The 21,562-nt window shown below is 52.7% G+C and carries 19 protein-coding genes and 1 other annotated feature; of the genes, 10 read left to right on the plus strand and 9 right to left on the minus strand.

What is annotated here, in order from left to right; all coding sequences use genetic code 11:
* The first annotated feature begins 37 nt into the window (after positions 1 to 37).
* Positions 38 to 1,510, plus strand: a complete 1,473-nt coding sequence (locus tag N0B36_RS14255) for a GGDEF domain-containing protein (protein ID WP_016153261.1) — start codon at positions 38 to 40, stop codon at positions 1,508 to 1,510.
* Between the two features lie 32 nt (positions 1,511 to 1,542).
* On the opposite strand, the gene trpA is transcribed toward N0B36_RS14255, so the two are convergent.
* The 6 genes from trpA to trpL form a co-directional block, all read right to left on the minus strand.
* Positions 1,543 to 2,349, minus strand: a complete 807-nt coding sequence (gene trpA / locus N0B36_RS14260) for a tryptophan synthase subunit alpha (protein ID WP_016156657.1) — start codon at positions 2,347 to 2,349, stop codon at positions 1,543 to 1,545.
* On the minus strand, positions 2,349 to 3,542 hold the full coding sequence (gene trpB / locus N0B36_RS14265; RefSeq protein ID WP_103766363.1) for a tryptophan synthase subunit beta: 1,194 nt from the start codon (positions 3,540 to 3,542) through the stop codon (positions 2,349 to 2,351). The genes trpA and trpB overlap by 1 nt, the downstream gene beginning before the upstream one ends.
* A 10-nt stretch (positions 3,543 to 3,552) precedes the next feature.
* Positions 3,553 to 4,911: a bifunctional indole-3-glycerol-phosphate synthase TrpC/phosphoribosylanthranilate isomerase TrpF gene (gene trpCF / locus N0B36_RS14270; protein WP_259688626.1), complete on the minus strand. Its 1,359-nt coding sequence runs from the start codon at positions 4,909 to 4,911 to the stop codon at positions 3,553 to 3,555.
* Positions 4,912 to 4,914: 3 nt separating this feature from the next.
* Positions 4,915 to 6,510, minus strand: a complete 1,596-nt coding sequence (gene trpD, locus N0B36_RS14275; RefSeq protein ID WP_259688527.1) for a bifunctional anthranilate synthase glutamate amidotransferase component TrpG/anthranilate phosphoribosyltransferase TrpD — start codon at positions 6,508 to 6,510, stop codon at positions 4,915 to 4,917.
* A complete protein-coding gene (locus N0B36_RS14280) occupies positions 6,510 to 8,072 on the minus strand; it encodes an anthranilate synthase component 1 (protein ID WP_016156654.1) in 1,563 nt (520 codons plus the stop codon). Before N0B36_RS14280 ends, trpD begins: the two co-directional genes overlap by 1 nt.
* Positions 8,073 to 8,095: 23 nt before the next feature.
* Positions 8,096 to 8,190: a sequence feature (Trp leader region), on the minus strand.
* Positions 8,167 to 8,211, minus strand: a complete 45-nt coding sequence (trpL, locus tag N0B36_RS14285) for a trp operon leader peptide (RefSeq protein WP_012905981.1) — start codon at positions 8,209 to 8,211, stop codon at positions 8,167 to 8,169. Its footprint overlaps the feature before it by 24 nt.
* Positions 8,212 to 8,346: 135 nt before the next feature.
* On the opposite strand from trpL, the gene rnm reads away from it, so the two are divergent.
* The 3 genes from rnm (at position 8,347) to rluB (ending at position 10,818) form a co-directional block, all read left to right on the plus strand.
* The gene (gene rnm / locus N0B36_RS14290; RefSeq protein WP_029139558.1) at positions 8,347 to 9,225 is read left to right on the plus strand and encodes an RNase RNM; all 879 of its coding nucleotides are present in this window, start codon (positions 8,347 to 8,349) and stop codon (positions 9,223 to 9,225) included.
* Positions 9,222 to 9,842: an L-threonylcarbamoyladenylate synthase gene (locus tag N0B36_RS14295; RefSeq protein ID WP_016153256.1), complete on the plus strand. Its 621-nt coding sequence runs from the start codon at positions 9,222 to 9,224 to the stop codon at positions 9,840 to 9,842. The genes rnm and N0B36_RS14295 overlap by 4 nt, the downstream gene beginning before the upstream one ends.
* A 100-nt stretch (positions 9,843 to 9,942) precedes the next feature.
* Positions 9,943 to 10,818 (plus strand): 23S rRNA pseudouridine(2605) synthase RluB, encoded by an 876-nt coding sequence (rluB, locus tag N0B36_RS14300; protein WP_003020625.1) that lies wholly within the window; start codon positions 9,943 to 9,945, stop codon positions 10,816 to 10,818.
* A gap of 83 nt (positions 10,819 to 10,901) precedes the next feature.
* Here the strand turns inward: rluB and cobO are convergent, their stop codons facing one another.
* A complete protein-coding gene (cobO, locus tag N0B36_RS14305) occupies positions 10,902 to 11,492 on the minus strand; it encodes a cob(I)yrinic acid a,c-diamide adenosyltransferase (RefSeq protein ID WP_016153255.1) in 591 nt (196 codons plus the stop codon).
* On the minus strand, positions 11,489 to 12,250 hold the full coding sequence (locus N0B36_RS14310; protein WP_016156651.1) for a YciK family oxidoreductase: 762 nt from the start codon (positions 12,248 to 12,250) through the stop codon (positions 11,489 to 11,491). The genes cobO and N0B36_RS14310 overlap by 4 nt, the downstream gene beginning before the upstream one ends.
* Before the next feature lie 210 nt (positions 12,251 to 12,460).
* On the opposite strand from N0B36_RS14310, the gene sohB reads away from it, so the two are divergent.
* Positions 12,461 to 13,507, plus strand: coding sequence for a protease SohB (gene sohB, locus N0B36_RS14315; protein ID WP_016153253.1), 1,047 nt, complete (start codon positions 12,461 to 12,463; stop codon positions 13,505 to 13,507).
* Between the two features lie 53 nt (positions 13,508 to 13,560).
* Here the strand turns inward: sohB and N0B36_RS14320 are convergent, their stop codons facing one another.
* Entirely contained in the window at positions 13,561 to 13,812 is a 252-nt protein-coding gene (locus N0B36_RS14320; RefSeq protein WP_003020616.1) for a YciN family protein, read from the minus strand.
* A 397-nt stretch (positions 13,813 to 14,209) separates the two neighbouring features.
* On the opposite strand from N0B36_RS14320, the gene topA reads away from it, so the two are divergent.
* The 5 genes from topA (at position 14,210) to acnA (ending at position 21,562) form a co-directional block, all read left to right on the plus strand.
* Entirely contained in the window at positions 14,210 to 16,807 is a 2,598-nt protein-coding gene (gene topA, locus N0B36_RS14325; RefSeq protein WP_016153252.1) for a type I DNA topoisomerase, read from the plus strand.
* Between the two features lie 208 nt (positions 16,808 to 17,015).
* Complete coding sequence (cysB, locus tag N0B36_RS14330; RefSeq protein WP_259688528.1) at positions 17,016 to 17,990, plus strand: HTH-type transcriptional regulator CysB; 975 nt, start codon at positions 17,016 to 17,018, stop codon at positions 17,988 to 17,990.
* A gap of 314 nt (positions 17,991 to 18,304) precedes the next feature.
* Positions 18,305 to 18,445: a YmiA family putative membrane protein gene (locus N0B36_RS14335; RefSeq protein ID WP_213238933.1), complete on the plus strand. Its 141-nt coding sequence runs from the start codon at positions 18,305 to 18,307 to the stop codon at positions 18,443 to 18,445.
* Between the two features lie 3 nt (positions 18,446 to 18,448).
* Positions 18,449 to 18,619, plus strand: a complete 171-nt coding sequence (locus N0B36_RS14340; protein ID WP_216403811.1) for a hypothetical protein — start codon at positions 18,449 to 18,451, stop codon at positions 18,617 to 18,619.
* Positions 18,620 to 18,886: 267 nt separating this feature from the next.
* Complete coding sequence (acnA, locus tag N0B36_RS14345) at positions 18,887 to 21,562, plus strand: aconitate hydratase AcnA (RefSeq protein ID WP_259688530.1); 2,676 nt, start codon at positions 18,887 to 18,889, stop codon at positions 21,560 to 21,562.

The following is a 21,562-nucleotide window of genomic DNA, read 5'->3' on the forward strand; positions in this document are numbered from 1 at the left end:
ACCGGTTTGGCAATATGTTAACTATCAGGGTGAACTCGTGAAGATTGTGCAGGACAAGCTCAGAAACAGGCAGGCACTGCTGGTATCAGGGCTCATTACGTTGATATTTACGTCGTTGTTTCTGTTTATAATTTATGAGCAGCGGATGGCTGCAGTCAGTGACGGTGTTAACCGCATGCAAGCGCGCATGATGGACATTTTTAACGATAATGAGCTGATCGCCGATGCGATTGGTGAGCGCTATCACCATATTAAATCGGGTGAGCAATGTGGCGATATTTCACAATTTGTTCCCCGCAATGAGATTGAATGGGGAATTAACGCCGACCCAAAGCGTCTGCATTCGGTAACAGGGACAATTATTGCCCAGCAAGCCAGCCACAACGCGCTGTGTATGTATACGGCGGCGGAGTTTATTCGCGGTATGGTTAACGAGCTAAATCCGGGCAGCTTCGATGCACATCGTTATATTATCGCCAAAAATTCAGATTATTTTTACTGGTTTATGGCTTCCGATTCGCGCAACTTCAGTTTCTCAAATTCTGAAATGGCGCGGGATCTCACCAACTTTTTCTATCCGCCGGTCGATTTCTATACCCGACTGTTGCAAAAAAACGTCAAAAACAAAGCCCTTAGTTCAACGAACTTCTATACCGATAAAATTACCGGTGAAAAAGCTTACAGCGTGGTGAGCTATATCTACGATCTGTCTGGCAAAGAGATATCAGACCAAATCGTGGCCTATCTGGTTTATGACCATTCAAAGCCCGAATTGCAGGAAGCGTTGGCTCAAGCATTTGACTACCAGCTCCCACCAGAGCTGAATGTGGAATTGGTAAATTTGACCAACAATGAAAGTCTCTGTTTATCCGGTAAATGTACAGGTCAATCCCGTTTTTTAGTGCGCAATTTTTCGGAGAAATATGCGCTGCACTATTCGCTTTCATTAGGCCGTTTTATGACGCGCGATACCCATGCCGGGATCGTGATCCTGCTGGCGCCGTTCTTTTTCATCATGATTAGTTTCTCGCTAAAATCATGGCTAAACGAAAGCGACCTGAAGGTTTATATAGACACCCTGACCGGTTGCTTTAATCGCCGAATACTCGACATCATCAAGCGCCGTGATTTATCCCACTGTTCGGTGGTGCTACTGGACTGCAATAAGTTCAAGGCCGTCAATGATACCTGGGGTCACGCGGCAGGCGATCGTGCGCTGCAAATTATCGCCAACAGGATGTTATCAAACACCCGCACCAGTCACGATATTGTGATTCGTACCGGCGGGGATGAATTTATGATCCTGCTGTTTCGCTCGCAGGCAACTGATGCCATCGCAATCGCTCAACGTATCAGCGGGCAGGTGACCAGCCATGTGTTTGTAGTGGACGGTCATACCGTGCCATTGTCAGTATCGTGGGGGATTGCAGAGGTGAACGGCGAACTGGATGTGGCTATTCAGAATGCAGATAGCGCCATGTATAAAATGAAGCACACGAAAGAAGCGTAAAACCGCCAGAAGTCTCTGGCGGTTGATTTAGCTTACTGCCGGGTGGCGGCTTTCATCGCGCTGACAAAAGCTTTCAGCTCAGCCAGCATCTGTTCCGGTGCCGCAACATTTTTCTCAATGATTTTCACAATTGCCGAGCCGGAAATAGCGCCAGCAGCGCCAGCGTCAATCGCGCCGGTTACCTGTTCAGGCGCAGAGATACCAAACCCCTGCAAAGAAGGTGGAGCATCATATGCTTTCAACTTTTCGACCAGGTGATGCAGCGGTAACGCCGCTCGATTTTCTGCACCGGTCACGCCCGCACGCGAAAGCAAATAGGTATAGCCGCGGCCATGAGAGGCTATCTGGCGCAGCAGTTCTTCATCAGCGTTCGGTGGGCAGATAAAAATTGGCGCAATGTTGTGGCGGAGCGCCGCAGCTCTGAATGGCGCGGACTCCTCAACGGGAACATCGGCCACTAACACGGAATCCACGCCCACTTTTTCACACTGGGCGTAAAACTCGTCAATGCCCTTGCTAAACACCAGGTTGGCATACATCAGCAAGCCAATGGGAATCGTAGGGTGCTTCTGGCGAATCAGCGCCAGCATTTCAAAGCATTGCGACGGCGTGACGCCGGCGGCAAACGCACGCAAGGTGGCTTCCTGAATGGTTGGACCGTCAGCCAGCGGATCGGAGAACGGAATACCGAGCTCAAGGGCATCGGCACCGGCTTCAATCAGCGTATCAATGATTTTCAGTGACTGCTCAACAGACGGATCGCCCAGGGTTACGAAGGGGACAAAAGCGCCTTCTTTGCGGTCCTTCAGCTGTGCAAACAGGTTTTCGTAACGTTCCATCAGATTTCCCCTCGCGCTTTCAGAATATCGTGTACGGTGAAAATGTCTTTGTCGCCGCGACCGGAGAGATTAACCACCAGTAACTGCTCTTTTTCCGGGTTTTCACGCATCATTTTCAATGCGTGTGCCAGGGCATGGGAGGACTCCAGCGCCGGAATAATCCCCTCGTGCAGACACAGCGTTTTGAAGGCCTCAAGCGCTTCGTCGTCGGTGATCGAAACATAATCGGCGCGACCAATGCTGTTCAGATACGCATGCTGCGGCCCGACAGACGGGAAATCCAGCCCCGCGGAAATAGAGTAAGACTCTTCAATCTGTCCTTCTTCGGTCTGCATCATCGGGGACTTCATGCCGAAGTAAATCCCGACACGACCATGCTTCAACGGTGCGCCATGTTCCCCTGATTCAATCCCATGGCCGCCAGGCTCGACGCCAATCAGACCGACGCTGGTTTCATTAATAAAGTCCGCGAACATACCGATGGCGTTAGAACCGCCGCCCACGCAGGCGATAACCGCGTCCGGCAGGCGACCTTCTTTTTCAAGGATCTGCGCTTTAGTTTCCTCGCCGATCATGCGCTGAAATTCACGAACAATGGTCGGGAAGGGATGTGGACCTGCCGCCGTACCGAGCATATAGTGCGCGGTATCGTAGCTGCCAGACCAGTCGCGCAGCGCTTCGTTACAGGCATCTTTCAGCGTTGCAGAACCGCTGTGAACCGGGATAACTTCAGCCCCCATCAGACGCATACGGAAAACGTTTGGCGACTGGCGTTCAACGTCTTTTGCACCCATATAAATACGGCATTTCAGCCCCAGCAGTGCGCTGGCGAGAGCTGATGCAACACCGTGCTGGCCCGCGCCGGTTTCGGCGATGATCTCCGTTTTCCCCATACGTTTCGCCAGCAATGCCTGGCCCAGCACCTGGTTGGTTTTGTGCGCGCCGCCGTGCAGCAAATCTTCACGTTTGAGATACAGCGTAGTGTGGGTGCCTTGAGTAATGTTCTGGCATTTGGTCAGTGCAGTTGGACGACCAGCATAGTTTTTCAGCAGGTCTGTAAACTGCGCCTGAAATTCAGGATCCTTTTGCGCGCTGACAAAAGCTTCTTCCAGCTGGCGCAGGGCAGGCATCAGAATCTGTGGCACATACATACCGCCAAATTCACCAAAATACGGATTGAGTAATGTTGTCATGTCCTTTTCCTTAATATGCGCGCAGCGTCTGAAAGACCGAAGCCAAAAGACGTGCATCCTTGATGCCCGGCTGTGACTCTACGCCAGAATTGAAATCGAGACCGGCACAGCCGGTTTTTGCCGCGTCAACGCAGTTATCAGCGCCGAGTCCGCCAGCCAGTAAAACGTTATCCAGAGATTGTCCGCCTAAAAGTGACCAGTCGAAGCGTTGACCGCTGCCGCCCTGACCATTGTCGAATACGTATTTATCGACGTGCTGATAATCACGAGCTGGCAACGTTTCACTGACGCTTAACGCCTTCCAGATTTGCACCTGTTCGGGGAGCGCGTCGCGCAGGGCGTCAACATAGGTCTGGTCTTCGCTACCATGCAATTGCACGGCTGTTAACCCCAGAGCCGCCGCTGTTTCGCGCACGTCGGTGATCTCTGCGTTGCGGAACACCCCGACATATTGCAGCGGTGCGCCGGTCATGACCTCGCGCGCGCGTTCAACGCTGACCGTGCGTGGCGATGTGGACACAAAAATCAACCCGCCGTATATGGCACCCGCTTCGTATGCCGCGTTTGCATCCTGAGCTCGGGTTAAACCGCAGACTTTATTTTCGCCGAGCAGAACGCGACGCACGGCACCATGCAGATCATCATGCGACATCAACGCGGAGCCAATCAGAAAACCGTTGGCGAAGTGGCTGAGTTCTCGCACTTGACCATAGGTATTGATACCGGACTCGCTGATGACGGTTACGCCATGACCCAGTCGCGGCGCCAGTTGGCGGGTGCGATTCAGATCAATCGACAGGTCGCGTAAATCACGGTTGTTGATACCGACGACTTTGGCACCCAGTGCGATAGCACGCTCCAGCTCTTCATCGTTACTGACTTCGGTCAGTACGCCCATTTTCAAACTGTGGGCGACGGCGGCGAGTTGACGATATTGCTCATCATCAAGCACCGACAGCATCAGCAGACAGGCGTCCGCCTGATAGAAGCGCGCCAGGTAAATCTGGTAAGGATCGATAATAAAGTCCTTACACAGAATCGGCTGCGGTGCGATGCGGCTGACGATGGGCAGGAAATCAAAGCTCCCCTGAAAATATTTCTCATCGGTCAGTACGGAAATCGCGGAAGCATATTGTTTATATACGCCCGCAATCTGTGCCGGGTCGAAGTCATCACGGATCACGCCTTTTGACGGAGACGCTTTTTTGCACTCCAGAATAAAGGCGGTGCGTGCACCTTGCAGCGCATCGTAGAAATCACGAGCGCTGGGTTGAACATCATTCTGAAAGCTGGCCAGCGGTTGTTGCTGTTTGCGGGCTTCTACCCAAATCGCCTTGTCTGCGACAATTTTCGCTAAAACGGTTTGCATCATTTACCCTCTTGCTGCCAGTGCAGTGACACGGTCATAGGCCGCACCGCTGCGCAGTACATTAATCACGGTTTGCGCATTGGCTTTTAAATCTTCTTCACCGTGCAGGCGCATTAACATGGCGACATTCGCGGCAACAGCAGCTTCATGAGCGGCTTCACCTTTACCTTGTAACAAGCGACTAAGAATGTCACGGTTTTCTTCCGGCGTGCCGCCAGCCAGCTGTTCCTGGTGGTAAGGCGTCAGGCCAAAGTCTTCCGTCGTCAGTTGATAGCTCTTGATTTCGCCATCATGCAGCTCTGCCACAATGGTCGGCGCATGCAGCGAAACTTCATCCATGCCGCCGCTGTGCACCACGGCTGCCCGCTGATACCCCAACACGCGCAGCGTTTCGGCAATTGGCAGCACCAGTTCCGGACTGTAAACGCCGATCAGCGCCAGCGGCGGATGTGCCGGGTTAATCAACGGGCCGAGGACGTTAAACAGCGTACGGGTTTTCAACTGTTGGCGTACTGGCATGGCATGGCGAAAACCGGTGTGGTATTTCGGCGCAAACAAGAAACACACACCGAGGTCGTCAAGTGCCTGACGGGATTTATCGGCGTTCATATCCAGATTGATGCCAAAAGCCGCTAACAGATCCGAAGAGCCCGACTTGCTGGAGACGCTGCGGTTGCCGTGTTTGGCGACTTTCAGTCCGCAAGCGGCCGCCACAAAGGCGCTGGCGGTGGAAATATTGATACTGTTGCTGCCGTCACCACCGGTACCGACAATATCGGCAAACAGATAATCAGGTCGCGGGAACGGGGCGGCGTTTTCCAGCAACGCGGTTGCCGCACCGGCAATTTCATTCGGGTGCTCGCCGCGAATTTTCATGCTCACCAGCGCCGCAGCCAGTTGTTCCGGCTTCAGTTCACCGCGTACCACGGCGGAGAACAGCTGGTGGCTTTCCTGCTGAGACAGCGTCTGGGCCTGATACAGTTTCTCCAGAATAGGTTGCAGGGTATTGGTCTGTTCGAGTTTCTGTTGCGCCCAGGCCAGCGTTTGCTCCAGCAGACGTGCGCCCTGGGTGGTCAGAATAGATTCTGGATGGAACTGGAAGCCACATACGCGATCGGTATCGTGACGTACCGCCATCACCATGCCGTTAAAGTGGGCGTTGATGGTCAATCCGGCCGGAACGTTGCTGCCAACCAGCGAGTGATAGCGCGCCACCGGCAGCGGATTTGCCAGACCGGCGAACATTGCCTGACCGTCGTGTTCAATGCTGGACGCTTTGCCGTGCAGGATTTCCCCAGCCTGTCCCACGTATCCACCATAGGCCTCGACAATGGCCTGATGCCCCAGACAAATGCCGATGATTGGCAGCTTGCCGCGCAGGCGGGTTAACAGCTCCGGCATGCAGCCCGCTTCGCTTGGCGCACCTGGACCTGGAGAGAGCATCAGCACCGGATTTTTCATGGTCGCTAAGCGGTCTATTAATGTCTGGGCCGGAATATGGTTGCGGTAAATCACCACGTTATGACCGTTAGTACGCAGCTGATCTGCCAGGTTATAGGTAAAAGAGTCGATATTATCGAGCAGCAGAATGTCAGCCATTAGAAGGTCTCCTGTGCGTGGTGTGCGGTGGCGATAGCACGCAGAACCGCACGCGCTTTATTACGGGTTTCATCGGCTTCTGACTGCCCAACGGAATCCAGAACAATTCCGGCGCCAGCCTGAACGGTGGCAATACCGTCTTCCACGAGGGCGGAACGAATCACAATACAGGTATCCAGATCGCCATGGGCCGTGAAGTAACCTACTGCACCGCCATAGCTGCCGCGACGACGGCCTTCGGCCTCGGCGATAAGCTGCATGGCGCGAACTTTCGGCGCTCCGCTTAGCGTACCCATGTTCATACAGGCGCGGTAAGCATGCAGCACATCCAGATCGCTACGCAGCTCGCCGACTACGCGGGAAACCAGGTGCATAACGAAGGAATAACGATCCACTTTGGTGAGGTCAGCAACGTAGCGGCTGCCGGGCGTACAGATGCGCGCCAGGTCGTTACGCGCCAGGTCTACCAGCATCAGGTGCTCGGAAAGCTCTTTATGATCGGTACGCATCTCCAGCTCAATACGGCTGTCGAGATCGCGGTCCAGCGAACCGTCCGCACGACGACCGCGTGGGCGGGTCCCGGCAATCGGATAGATTTCAATCTGCCGGCTGGTGGCATCGTATTTCAGCGAGCTTTCCGGAGAGGCGCCGAACAGAGTGAAATCGTTGTCCTGCATAAAAAACATGTACGGGCTGGGGTTACTTTTCTTCAGCACATAGTAGGCCGCCAGCGGTGACGGGCAGGGCAGCGAGAAACGACGGGATGGAACCACCTGGAAAATTTCGCCAGCGCGAATGGCTTTTTGCATACCACGAACCACGGCGGCAAACTCTTCATCGCTCTGATTGCATTCGCAGCGCATGTGCGGAACTTCAGTGACGGGCAGCGGCGGCGCAGGTTCGGTAAGCTGCTGGCTCAGTTGCGCCAGACGGGCATTAAGACGCTGTTTTTCTGCATCGCTGGGGGTAAATATGCTGGCCTGAATGCGGGTGCTTTTCTTCTGATGGTCGATGACCATGAGCGTTTCTGCCAGATAGAAGCAGTAGTCAGGGCAACGGTTGCCCGCTTCAAGCTGAGGTAAATCTTCAAAACCGGCAACCAGGTCGTAGGAAAACAGACCGCCAAAGAACATCGCTTCACGTTCTTGCGCAGGAACATTAACCAGCTCCTGCAATAAACGGAAGGCATCAAATACGGACAGGGAACATAAGCGGGCGTCTTCATCCAGCAGCGGGCTAACGGCAGGGAATCGCAGATGGCGACCATTCGGCTGTTGTTTGTTCTCAACACCCGCTGGCAGGGCAGCATCCAGCAGCGGCAGCAGCGATGCGCCGTTAGCGGATAATGCCTGAATGGTGACAGTGTCACCGATGGCGGTAATACGTAATGCGCTGTCGACCAGCAGCAGGCTCTTCAGATCGTCTTTGCTGTCGATATCGGCAGATTCCAGCAGCAGCGTTGCCGGACGTGCGCCACACACCTGATGAAACAGCGCCGTCGGATTTTCACGGTAGGCGGCATCGCAGGCAAGCAGTTCGAGTGTCGGTTTTTGTGTTTGCATCGTTATTCTCATTAATTTTGTTCAAAAAAAAGCCCGCTCATTTGGCGGGCCGGGTATCTGGTTGCATATTGCAGACGTAAGACACTGCCCGAAATCAGGAAGTGCGCCACCAACCGTGCAGAACAAATGTTGCTTTCATCTCAGATACCTTCTTCATGTGAACTTGCGTACTAGTTAACTAGTTCAATGGAATAAAGTCAACACCTGATTTCAGTATATTTGTCTAAACCGCTATGATGGGCGGGTTAAGACATTTAGTGAAACGGGAGCCGCATTGAGCGACACGAATTACGCAGTGATTTATGACCTGCACAGTCATACTACAGCCTCCGATGGGCGATTAACGCCAGAAGCCTTAGTACACCGTGCGGTAGAGATGCGAGTCGGTACACTGGCGATCACCGATCATGACACCACGGCGGGTATTGCGGCGGCAAGAGAAGAAATTTCACGTGCGGGTTTAGCGTTAAATTTGATCCCTGGCGTCGAGATATCAACAGTCTGGGAAAACCATGAGATCCATATCGTGGGTCTGAACATTGATATCGCCCATCCAATGATGTGCGAATTTCTGGCGCAGCAAACGGAACGTCGTCAGCAGCGCGCGCGCCTGATTGCTGAACGACTCGACAAAGCGCATATTCCCGGCGCGTGGGAAGGGGCATTACGCCTGGCTGATGGCGGGGCGATCACTCGGGGGCATTTTGCGCGTTTTCTGGTGGAATGCGGAAAAGCCACAACCATGGCGGATGTCTTTAAAAAATATCTTGCTCGTGGGAAAACCGGTTACGTTCCGCCACAGTGGTGTACAATAGAACAAGCTATTGATGTCATTCATCATTCTGGCGGTAAGGCAGTTCTGGCTCATCCTGGGCGGTACGATCTTAGCGCTAAGTGGCTGAAAAGACTGGTTGCGCATTTTGCTGAACATCACGGCGACGCGATGGAAGTGGCACAGTGCCAGCAGTCTCCCAATGAACGCACCCATCTGGCGACGCTTGCGCGTCAGCATCAACTGTGGGCATCGCAAGGGTCTGATTTTCATCTACCCTGCCCATGGATTGAGCTGGGTCGTAAACTCTGGTTGCCCGCAGGCGTAGAAGGCGTCTGGCAACTTTGGGAACAGCCCGAGACCACAGAGAGGAAAGTATGAGCCAGTTTTTTTATATTCATCCCGAAAACCCACAGCAGCGCCTGATCAATCAGGCCGTTGAAATCGTGCGTAAAGGAGGGGTGATCGTCTATCCAACTGATTCCGGCTATGCGTTGGGTTGCAAAATTGAAGATAAAGGCGCAATGGAGCGCATTTGTCGCATCCGTCACCTGCCGGACGGGCACAACTTTACGCTGATGTGTCGTGACCTGTCCGAACTGTCGACCTATTCGTTTGTCGACAACGTGGCCTTCCGTTTAATTAAAAACAACACGCCGGGCAACTACACGTTCATCCTGAAGGGGACGAAAGAAGTACCACGTCGACTGTTGCAGGAAAAACGTAAGACCATTGGTTTGCGTGTACCCTCGAATCCGATTGCGCTGGCGCTGCTGGAAGCGCTGGGCGAGCCCATGCTCTCTACATCACTGATGCTGCCGGGCAGCGAATTTACCGAGTCAGATCCGGAAGAAATCAAAGATCGTCTGGAGAAAGTGGTGGATTTGATTATCCACGGTGGATATCTCGGCCAGCAGCCAACCACGGTCATTGATTTAACCGATGATTCCCCGGTGGTATTGCGCGAAGGCGTCGGCGACGTTAAACCTTTCTTATAAGGGCGCGAACCGCTATACTACGCGGCCTTAAAATGGCGCTGACTGGCGCCGTTGATTCTCCTGTTCGACGCCTGTGAAGGCGACATCTAAAGGAAGCTCTATGAGCGAAAAGTTACAAAAAGTGCTGGCGCGCGCTGGCCACGGTTCTCGCCGTGAAATTGAATCCATAATTGCCGCGGGTCGCGTGAGCGTTGATGGCAAAATTGCCACGCTCGGCGATCGCGTTGAAGTTACGCCGGGTCTGAAAATCCGTATCGACGGTCATCTGATTTCGGTGAAAGAATCTGCGGAGCAAATCTGCCGTGTTCTGGCTTATTACAAGCCAGAAGGTGAACTGTGTACCCGTAACGACCCGGAAGGTCGTCCGACCGTGTTTGATCGTCTGCCAAAACTGCGCGATGCGCGCTGGATTGCCGTGGGACGTCTGGACGTGAATACCTGTGGTTTACTGCTGTTTACCACCGATGGCGAACTGGCGAACCGTCTGATGCACCCAAGCCGCGAAGTTGAACGTGAATATGCGGTGCGTGTGTTTGGTCAGGTTGATGACGCAAAACTGCGCGATCTGAGTCGTGGCGTGCAACTGGAAGATGGTCCGGCCGCATTTAAAACGATCAAGTTCAGCGGCGGTGAAGGGATCAACCAGTGGTATAACGTCACGTTGACCGAAGGGCGTAACCGTGAAGTCCGTCGCCTGTGGGAAGCCGTGGGCGTGCAGGTAAGTCGTCTTATCCGTGTACGTTACGGTGATATTCCGCTGCCGAAAGGCCTGCCGCGTGGCGGCTGGACGGAACTTGACCTCGCGCAGACCAACTATTTGCGTGAACTGGTGGAACTGAAGCCGGAAACCACCTCTAAAGTTGCCGTCGAGAAAGATCGTCGCCGTATGAAGGCAAACCAGATCCGCCGTGCGGTGAAGCGCCACTCTCAGGTTGGCAGCAGCCGTCGTCCGGGCGGTCGCAGCAACAACGGTTAATCATGAGTAGGCCTGATAAGCAACGCGCCATCAGGCGTTAGCGTGGAGCCGGATGCGGCGTAAGCGCCTTATCCGGCCTACTATCAGTAATCGATCCCCATCTGGGCTTTCACACCCGCTTCAAAGGCGTGCTTAACCGGCCGCAGTTCGCTGACCGTATCCGCTAACTCCAGAATATCGCGATGACATCCACGACCGGTGATAATAACCGTTTGATGGGCAGGGCGCGCGTTTAGGGCATTGATGACCTCGTCGAGCGGCAGATAGTCGTATGCAACCATGTAGGTCAGCTCGTCCAGTATCACCATATCCAGCTCTGCGTCGGCCAGCATCCGCTTGCCGTGTTCCCATACGGCCATGCAGGCTGCGGTGTCGGACTCGCGGTTCTGCGTTTCCCAGGTAAATCCTGTCGCCATGACCTGAAACTCAACGCCGTGGGGTTCGAGTAAGTTACGTTCACCGTTTGGCCACGTCCCCTTAATAAATTGCACTACGCCGACTTTTTTACCGTGGCCTACTGCGCGCGTGGCGGTACCGAACGCGGCGGTGGTTTTACCCTTACCATTTCCGGTGAACACAATAATAATCCCGCGCTCGTCTCTGGCGGCGGCAACACGGGCGTCAACCCGGTCTTTTACGCGCTGCTGGCGCTGCTGATAGCGTTCTTCACTCATTGGGCGATTCCTGGTTTACGGCCCGGCTGGGCATCGAAAGTCATACCGGTTTTACGGCGGCTGTCATCGCCCATCAGCCACAGGTACAGCGGCATAATATCGGCGGGGGTTTTCAATTTTTGCGGATCTTCCGTCGGGAACGCGCTGGCTCGCATGCCGGTACGCGTTCCACCAGGATTGATACAGTTTACGCGCAGGTGGCGGTTCTGATATTCATCAGCCAGAACCTGCATCATTCCTTCGGTAGCAAATTTGGAGGTGGCGTATGCCCCCCAGTTGGCGCGCCCCTGGCGACCGACGCTGGAGGAGGTAAAGACCAGCGATCCGGCATCGGATTTGAGCAACAACGGCAGCAATGCCTGAGTCAGCATAAAGGTGGCGTTCACGTTTACCTGCATCACGTCCTGCCATACCTGCGGGTTTTGCTCGCTCATCGGGCAAATGTCACCGAGCAATCCGGCATTATGCAATACGCCATCCAGACGCGGGAAATGCGCGGCAATGCGCTGTGCGAGCTGGTGGCATTCGTCAGACGTACAGGTGAGCAGATCCAGCGTGAACCAGTGTGGTTGCGTACCTTTTTCTTCGGCGATGGAGCGGGCAACCTGACGCAGTTTTTCTTCGTTACGCCCTAACAGAATCACGGTCGCGCCATAACGCGCGTAGGTCTGTGCGGCTTCACGTCCGATACCATCGCTGGCACCGGTGACCAGAATAATGCGGTCCTGTAGAAGATCTTGTTTCGGTTGATAATGCACGGCTACTCCTCGGCGACGTCCTGGCCATCTCGTTCGCGATAACTTTTGGGCTTTATGCCTTAAACCCTGTTCTTTTTCAATCAGCCAAAGGCAATAACACCGCAAAATGAACGCGTTGTCATGCTTTTTACTGAATGGATGAAGCAAGACGGGTTAACAAGGCTGTTGTACACTGAGCGAAAGTAGCGTTGTTTAACCAAGGTGGGTCACGTGGAATTGTTGTCTGAATATGGGTTGTTTTTGGCAAAAATTGTCACTGTCGTGGTGGCTATTGCGGTGGTAGTTATGCTGATCGTAAACGCGACACAACGCAAACGTCAGCGTGGGGAATTGCGGGTCATTAATCTCAGCGATCAATATAAAGAGATGAAAGAAGACCTGTCGCTGGCCTTATTGGATGGGCATCAGCAAAAATTCTGGCATAAGGCGCAGAAAAAGAAACACAAACTTGAGGCGAAGGCCGCTAAGGCAAAAGCGAAACTGGGAGACAGTACGTCATCTGATAAACCACGGGTTTGGGTACTTGATTTTAAAGGCAGTATGGATGCCCATGAGGTCAGCGCATTACGCGAAGAGGTGACGGCAGTGCTGGCGGTCGTTAAACCCCAGGATCAGGTCGTGGTTCGTCTGGAAAGTCCGGGCGGCGTAGTACACGGCTATGGCCTGGCCGCGTCCCAGTTACAACGTCTGCGCGATAAGCAGATCCCGCTGACCGTTACGGTAGATAAAGTCGCTGCGAGCGGCGGATATATGATGGCTTGCGTGGCGGATAAAATTGTCTCGGCACCATTTGCTATTGTCGGCTCTATTGGCGTTGTGGCACAGATCCCGAACTTTCACCGCTTCCTGAAAGGGAAAGATATTGATATCGAACTGCACACCGCCGGACAGTACAAGCGTACGCTGACCTTACTTGGTGAAAACACGGAAGAAGGGCGGCAGAAATTCCGCGAAGACCTGAACGAAACCCATCATCTGTTTAAAGATTTTGTACAGCGCATGCGTCCGGCTCTGGACATTGAGCAGGTTGCCACGGGTGAACACTGGTTTGGTCAACAGGCGCTGGCCAACGGGCTGGTGGATGAGATCAATACCAGTGATGAGGTGATCCTCGGACTGATGGACGGTCGTGACGTATTGAACGTACGTTATCTGCAGCGTAAAAAACTGATGGACCGTTTTACCGGCAGTGCCGCCGAGAGCGCCGATCGTTTACTGATGCGTTGGTGGCAGCGAGGACAAAAACCGCTGATGTAAAATTGTTATTGCCGGATGAGGCGCAGCCGTCATCCGGCAAATCATTTCTCGTGTTAATCGATCAAGTGATACTTTTCAGAAAGTACGTGCGCCAGATGTTTAAACATATTAAACACCGCCGTACTTTTGGGCGTCGGTAGCCCTTGCTCGTCTAAAAAGTAATCTCCGCTGAAAACCAGCACGCCATTTCGCTGCGTTACGCCGGTGGCGACAATCCCCGCCAGCGTGTCCTCATGCTCACGAATGATTTTGTTGGCTTCAATCAGCAGTGTTTCGCGATCGATGGGTTGAGTGTCTTTATGCATTATTTACTCCTTAAACAAGGACATTAGTCTACGCCGAGCCCGGCTTATGGGCAAATATTCCCTGACTTAAATGAAGGTCTTACGACAGTGTTGCAAGTGGCGAGATTTGTTTTTGCATGCTAATAAAGTTGCGTAACGCATTTTATCAGGTACAGTGTGACGCTTTCGTCAATCTGGCAACAGATTTGCTTGACATTCGACCAATACTCCGTCGTGCTATAGCGTTTGTGAGCGAAAAAGCCTGTTAACTCAGTTACATGAGAGTTACATTACAAGCGCGAATTAGTTTAAGGGTTGATATCCGCCGACGCAGAGACCATATCGATGTCTCGTCGCCAGTGGAAGGTGAATCAACGTGCGACGCATTCTGGAAGAATCAAATTAGGTAAAGGTGAATATGGGTAAAGCTCTTGTCATCGTTGAGTCCCCGGCAAAAGCCAAAACGATCAACAAGTATCTGGGTAATGACTACGTGGTGAAATCCAGCGTCGGTCATATCCGTGATTTGCCGACCAGTGGCTCAGCAACTAAAAAGAGCGCCGACTCAACCTCCACCAAAACGGCTAAAAAGCCCAAAAAGGATGAACGTGGCGCTCTCGTCAATCGTATGGGTGTTGACCCGTGGCACAACTGGGATGCGCGCTATGAAGTGCTGCCTGGTAAAGAAAAAGTTGTTTCTGAACTGAAGCAACTGGCTGAAAAAGCCGACCACATCTATCTCGCAACCGACCTTGACCGCGAAGGGGAAGCCATTGCGTGGCACCTGCGGGAAGTGATCGGTGGCGACGACACCCGCTACAGTCGCGTGGTGTTTAACGAAATTACCAAAAACGCTATTCGTCAGGCGTTTGAAAAACCGGGCGAGCTGAACATCGACCGCGTCAATGCGCAACAGGCGCGCCGCTTTATGGACCGTGTTGTGGGCTATATGGTGTCGCCGCTGCTGTGGAAAAAAATTGCGCGAGGCCTGTCAGCAGGCCGCGTACAGTCGGTTGCCGTGCGTCTGGTGGTTGAGCGTGAACGCGAAATCAAAGCATTCGTTCCAGAAGAGTTCTGGGAAATTGATGCTAACACGACCACGCCAGGCGGCGACGCGTTACCGCTTGAGGTGACGCATCAGAATGATAAACCGTTCCGTCCGGTCAACCGGGAACAAACGCTTGCCGCTGTTAGCCTGTTGGAAAAAGCGCGCTACAGCGTTCTGGAACGTGAAGATAAGCCGACCAGCAGCAAGCCGGGTGCGCCGTTCATCACCTCCACGCTACAGCAGGCCGCCAGCACGCGTCTGGGCTTCGGCGTGAAGAAAACCATGATGATGGCGCAGCGCTTGTATGAAGCGGGCTACATCACTTATATGCGTACTGACTCAACCAACCTGAGCCAGGATGCGGTGAACATGGTTCGCGATTACATCAGCGATAATTTCGGCAAAAAGTATCTGCCGGAGAGCGCGAACCAGTACGCCAGCAAAGAGAACTCGCAGGAAGCGCACGAAGCTATCCGTCCTTCCGATGTCGCCGTTCAGGCGGAATCGCTGAAAGATATGGAAGCCGATGCGCAAAAACTGTATCAGCTGATCTGGCGTCAGTTTGTTGCCTGTCAGATGACGCCTGCTAAATATGATTCCACCACGCTGACGGTGGGTGCGGGTGATTTCCGTCTGAAGGCGCGTGGTCGTATTCTGCGCTTCGATGGCTGGACGAAAGTGATGCCTGCGCTGCGTAAGGGCGATGAAGACCGCATTTTACCAGCGGTGGATAAAGGCGATACGTTGACGCTCATCGAACTGACACCTGCGCAACACTTTACCAAACCGCCTGCGCGCTTCAGTGAAGCTTCGCTGGTTAAAGAGCTTGAAAAACGTGGTATTGGTCGTCCATCCACGTATGCGTCGATCATTTCTACGATTCAGGATCGCGGTTATGTTCGCGTTGAGAACCGTCGCTTCTACGCTGAAAAAATGGGTGAAATCGTCACCGATCGTCTGGAAGAAAACTTCCGCGAACTGATGAACTACGACTTTACCGCGCAGATGGAAGACAGTCTCGACCAGGTGGCAAATCACGAAGCCGAATGGAAGGGCGTACTCGACAACTTCTTCACTGATTTTACTCAGCAACTGGATAAAGCCGAGAAAGATCCTGAAGAGGGCGGTATGCGTCCGAACCAGATGGTGCTGACCAGCATTGATTGCCCAACCTGCGGACGCAAGATGGGTATTCGTACCGCCAGCACCGGCGTTTTCCTGGGTTGTTCTGGCTATGCGCTTTCCCCGAAAGAGCGTTGCAAAACCACCATTAACCTGGTGCCGGAAAATGAAGTGCTGAACGTGCTGGAAGGCGACGATGCGGAAACCAACGCTTTGCGCGCCAAACGTCGCTGCCAGAAGTGCGGCACGGCGATGGACAGCTACCTTATCGATCCTAAGCGCAAGCTGCATGTATGCGGTAATAACCCTACCTGTGATGGCTATGAGATCGAGGAAGGCGAATTCCGCATCAAGGGTTATGACGGTCCTATCGTTGAGTGCGAGAAATGTGGCTCTGAAATGCACCTGAAAATGGGACGTTTCGGCAAGTACATGGCGTGTACCAACGACGAGTGCAAAAATACCCGTAAGATCCTGCGTAACGGTGAAGTTGCTCCACCGAAAGAGGATCCGGTTCCGTTGCCAGAACTGCCGTGTGAAAAATCTGATGCGTATTTCGTGTTACGTGATGGTGCTGCAGGTATCTTCCTGGCGGCAAATACGTTCCCGAAATCACGTGAGACACGTGCGCCGCTGGTTGAAGAGTTGTACCGCTTCCGCGATCGTCTGCCGGAAAAACTGCGCTATTTGGCAGATGCGCCGCAGACTGACCCGGACGGCAACAAGTCGATGGTTCGTTTCAGCCGTAAAACCAAGCAGCAATACGTTGCTGCGGAGAAAGACGGTAAGGCGACCGGCTGGTCCGCGTTCTTCGTTGACGGTAAATGGGTAGAAGGGAAGAAATAACAGCATTCCGGCTGAATTTCTCCTCAAAGGGTCGCGTAAGCGGCCCTTTTTGTTTCTGGCGTATTATTTTTTGTCATCCCTATACAGCTCACATAGAAATGATATAGTGGTTATAGTTAACACACTTTTTATTATTAAATCGTATTAGCAGCGCCAACGAGCCTGCTCTGAAACGATGATTTGATGGCGCAAATCGGGATGGCTTAACATGAAATTACAGCAGCTTCGCTACATTGTTGAGGTGGTGAACCACAACCTTAATGTCTCCTCAACGGCGGAAGGGCTTTATACCTCTCAGCCAGGTATCAGTAAGCAAGTTCGTATGCTGGAAGATGAACTTGGCATCCAGATTTTTGCCCGTAGCGGTAAGCACCTGACCCAGGTTACGCCAGCGGGGCAGGAAGTCATTCGAATCGCGCGAGAAGTTTTGTCGAAGGTGGATGCCATTAAGTCCGTTGCTGGCGAACATACCCGGCCGGACAAAGGCTCACTGTATATCGCCACCACGCACACTCAGGCGCGTTACGCTTTGCCGAACGTTATTAAAGGCTTTATTGAGCGTTATCCACGCGTCTCATTGCATATGCACCAGGGGTCGCCGACGCAAATCGCCGAAGCCGTCTCGAAAGGGAATGCAGATTTTGCTATCGCGACGGAAGCCCTGCACCTGTATGACGATCTGGTGATGCTGCCTTGCTACCACTGGAACCGTTCGATTGTCGTTACGCCGGACCATCCGTTGGCGGGCAAATCCGCCGTATCCATTGAAGAACTGGCGCAGTACCCGCTGGTGACCTACACGTTTGGATTTACCGGACGTTCGGAACTGGACACCGCGTTCAACCGTGCGGGGCTTGAGCCGCGTATAGTTTTTACCGCGACCGATGCCGATGTCATTAAGACCTATGTACGCCTGGGCCTCGGCGTGGGGGTAATTGCCAGTATGGCGGTTGATCCTGTCTCCGACCCTGACCTGGTGCGCGTTGATGCCCATGATATCTTCAGCCATAGCACCACCAAGATTGGTTTTCGTCGCAGCACTTTTTTACGCAGTTACATGTATGATTTTATTCAACGTTTCGCGCCGCATCTGACGCGTGATGTGGTAGATACGGCGGTGGCGCTACGTTCCAACGACGATATTGAAGCCATGTTTAAAGATATTAAATTGCCTGAGAAATAATAACGGCTGTTACCTCGTCGGTATCCTCAAACATAAAGCGATACCGACGGCAGAGTCTGAATCTATTCAATATTTTTCCTCTATATATTAACCATATATTGTTTATGGTAAACACTTGCTAAAGTAGTTTCAAATTAGTAAGGTCGCCAAAAACCCCTCTCAAATATTTATAACCGATCAAATAATTAATTTATTTATCAGGTCGAGCATGAAAATTAACTGGCTTTTTTTGACCTTTTTTATTAGGATTCCTCCTATCTGATGATTAATTGTACCGATTGTTTGGTGCTTAAATGATAAGTGATTTCGATAGTATGAGGTTAGCGATGCCTTCAGGAAACCAGCCAGCACGCCGGGATCCCGTGATGAAACGTAAAGCCTGGTTCGCTGTGTTTCTTGGCTCTGCCGTGTTCTGGATTATTGTCGCGCTCGTGGCCTGGAACGTGTGGGGGTAGGTCATGTCCACACTGGAACAACGCTCCACCGTGATGCCATCTCCGGATGACCCTGAACAAGAGAGTCAACGCAGCGCAGAGAATAAGCCGAATATTCCAGCGACCTGGAAACTCTCTCCTGAACAACGGACGTTTATCGATCTGTTTGCGGATGATGATGAACAGAAACAATAATTGATACGAATTTTATAATTATTATTAGTCCGTTGTCTTGTACTGCAAATATTTTATTCCGGGCAATCGTGATGAGCCATGCTTATCACCGTATTAACCTTGACCGCTTAAACCTTTCTCCTCGCCAGATACTTCAGTTGCCCCTTTTGTAGCCCTCCACTTTTATCAATTTGAGTTGTTATCAAAGCGTTACATTTTGTTTGTGTTATCTTTAATACTAACCCTGAGGAAAACCAGGGGATCCAACCCTGTCATTAAGGAGGAGCTATGTCGTCGACCCTACGAGAAGCCAGTAAGGACACATTGCAGGTTAAAGATAAAACCTACCGTTACTACAGTCTGCCGCTGGCCGCTAAATCACTGGGTGATATCACCCGTTTACCGAAATCGCTAAAAGTTTTGCTGGAAAACCTGCTTCGCTGGCAGGACGGTAATTCCGTTACCGAAGATGATATTCATGCGCTTGCGCATTGGCTGAAGACCGCCCATGCCGATCGAGAAATTGCCTATCGACCTGCTCGTGTTCTGATGCAGGATTTTACCGGCGTGCCGGCGGTGGTCGATCTCGCCGCCATGCGCGAAGCGGTAAAACGTCTGGGTGGGGATACGGCAAAAGTGAATCCGCTTTCGCCAGTGGATCTTGTCATTGACCACTCGGTAACGGTGGATCGTTTCGGTGATGATGATGCTTTCGAAGAAAACGTGCGCCTGGAAATGGAACGTAACCATGAACGTTATGTGTTCCTGAAATGGGGACAGCAGGCATTTAGTCGCTTCAGCGTTGTACCACCGGGTACGGGGATTTGCCACCAGGTTAACCTTGAATATCTTGGCAAAGCTGTCTGGAGCGAGTTACAGGACGGTGAGTGGGTGGCTTATCCCGATACACTGGTCGGTACCGATTCCCATACCACGATGATTAATGGTCTCGGTGTGCTGGGCTGGGGCGTTGGAGGCATTGAAGCTGAAGCGGCAATGCTGGGTCAACCGGTCTCAATGCTGATCCCGGATGTTGTGGGCTTTAAACTGGTGGGTAAACTGCGGGAAGGTATCACTGCCACCGACCTGGTTCTGACCGTCACCCAGATGCTGCGTAAGCACGGTGTCGTCGGTAAATTCGTTGAATTCTATGGTGATGGGCTGGACACCTTACCTCTGGCCGATCGAGCAACCATTGCGAACATGGCACCGGAATACGGCGCAACCTGCGGTTTCTTCCCGATCGATGACATTACCCTTGAGTATATGCGTCTGAGCGGGCGCAGTGAGGAACAGGTTGAGTTGGTCAATGCCTATGCCAAAGCGCAGGGAATGTGGCGTAACCCAGGGGATGAACCTGTGTTTACCAGTTCGTTGGAGCTGGATATGGGCAGCGTAGAGGCAAGCCTTGCTGGACCGAAGCGTCCGCAGGATCGGGTGGCGCTGGCTGATGTGCCGAAAGCCTTTTCGGCGAGTAATGAACTTGAGGTGAATAGCTCGCTGAAAGACCGTCAGCCAGTGGACTATACCATGAGCGGTCAGCAGTATAAGCTGCCGGACGGCGCGGTGGTGATAGCCGCTATCACCTCTTGTACCAACACCTCAAACCCAAGCGTATTGATGGCGGCGGGGCTGCTGGCGAAAAAAGCCGTAACGCTTGGTTTGAAACGTCAGCCATGGGTGAAAGCCTCGTTGGCGCCAGGATCGAAGGTGGTTTCCGATTATCTGGCAAAGGCTGGGTTCACTCCGTACCTTGATGAGCTGGGATTTAATCTTGTGGGTTATGGCTGTACCACCTGTATTGGCAACTCTGGCCCCTTACCCGATCCTATCGAAACAGCCATCAAAAAAGGCGATCTTACAGTTGGGGCAGTGCTTTCTGGAAACCGTAACTTTGAAGGTCGTATCCATCCGCTCGTGAAGACCAACTGGCTGGCGTCTCCGCCGCTGGTGGTGGCCTACGCGCTGGCGGGGAATATGAACATCAACCTGACGAAAGATCCGTTAGGCCATGACAGAAAAGGCGATCCTGTTTATCTGAAAGATATTTGGCCGACAGCCAAGGAAATTGCCCGCGCCGTTGAGCAGGTCTCTACCGCCATGTTCCATAAAGAGTATGCTGAAGTCTTTGAAGGCACGCCAGAATGGAAAGCAATCCAGGTTGATCGCGCTGATACCTATGGCTGGCAGTCTGACTCGACCTATATCCGTTTGTCACCGTTCTTCGATGGTATGCAGGCTACGCCGGATCCGGTTCAGGACATTCACGGTGCGCATATTCTGGCGATGCTCGGAGATTCTGTTACCACCGACCATATTTCTCCTGCCGGCAGTATTAAGCCAGACAGCCCGGCGGGGCGCTATCTGCAAAGCCATGGCGTTGAGCGTAAAGATTTTAACTCTTACGGTTCACGACGCGGGAATCATGAAGTGATGATGCGTGGTACCTTTGCCAATATTCGTATTCGCAATGAGATGGTACCCGACGTGGAAGGTGGTATGACGCGTCATTTGCCGGGAACCGAAGTGGTGGCTATTTATGATGCGGCCATGCAATACCAGCAGGAGAACGTGCCTCTGGCAGTGATTGCCGGGAAAGAGTATGGATCCGGCTCCAGCCGCGACTGGGCGGCGAAAGGCCCACGTTTGCTGGGCGTTCGCGTGGTTATCGCAGAGTCTTTTGAGCGAATTCACCGTTCTAACCTGATTGGCATGGGCATTTTACCGCTGGAATTCCCGCAGGGCGTCACGCGTAAAACGCTGGGATTAACCGGTGAGGAGGCGATCGATATTACGGACCTACAAAACATTAAACCGGGGGCGACAGTTCCGGTGAGTATGGTCCGCGCAGATGGGCGTAAAGAGGTGATTCTATGCCGCTGTCGCATTGATACCGCGACGGAGCTAACGTATTACCAAAACGACGGCATTCTGCACTACGTGATTCGTAATATGTTGAATTAA

The sequence above is a fragment of the Citrobacter sp. XY323 genome (assembly GCF_025106035.1).
Taxonomy (GTDB): Bacteria; Pseudomonadota; Gammaproteobacteria; order Enterobacterales; family Enterobacteriaceae; genus Citrobacter; species Citrobacter braakii.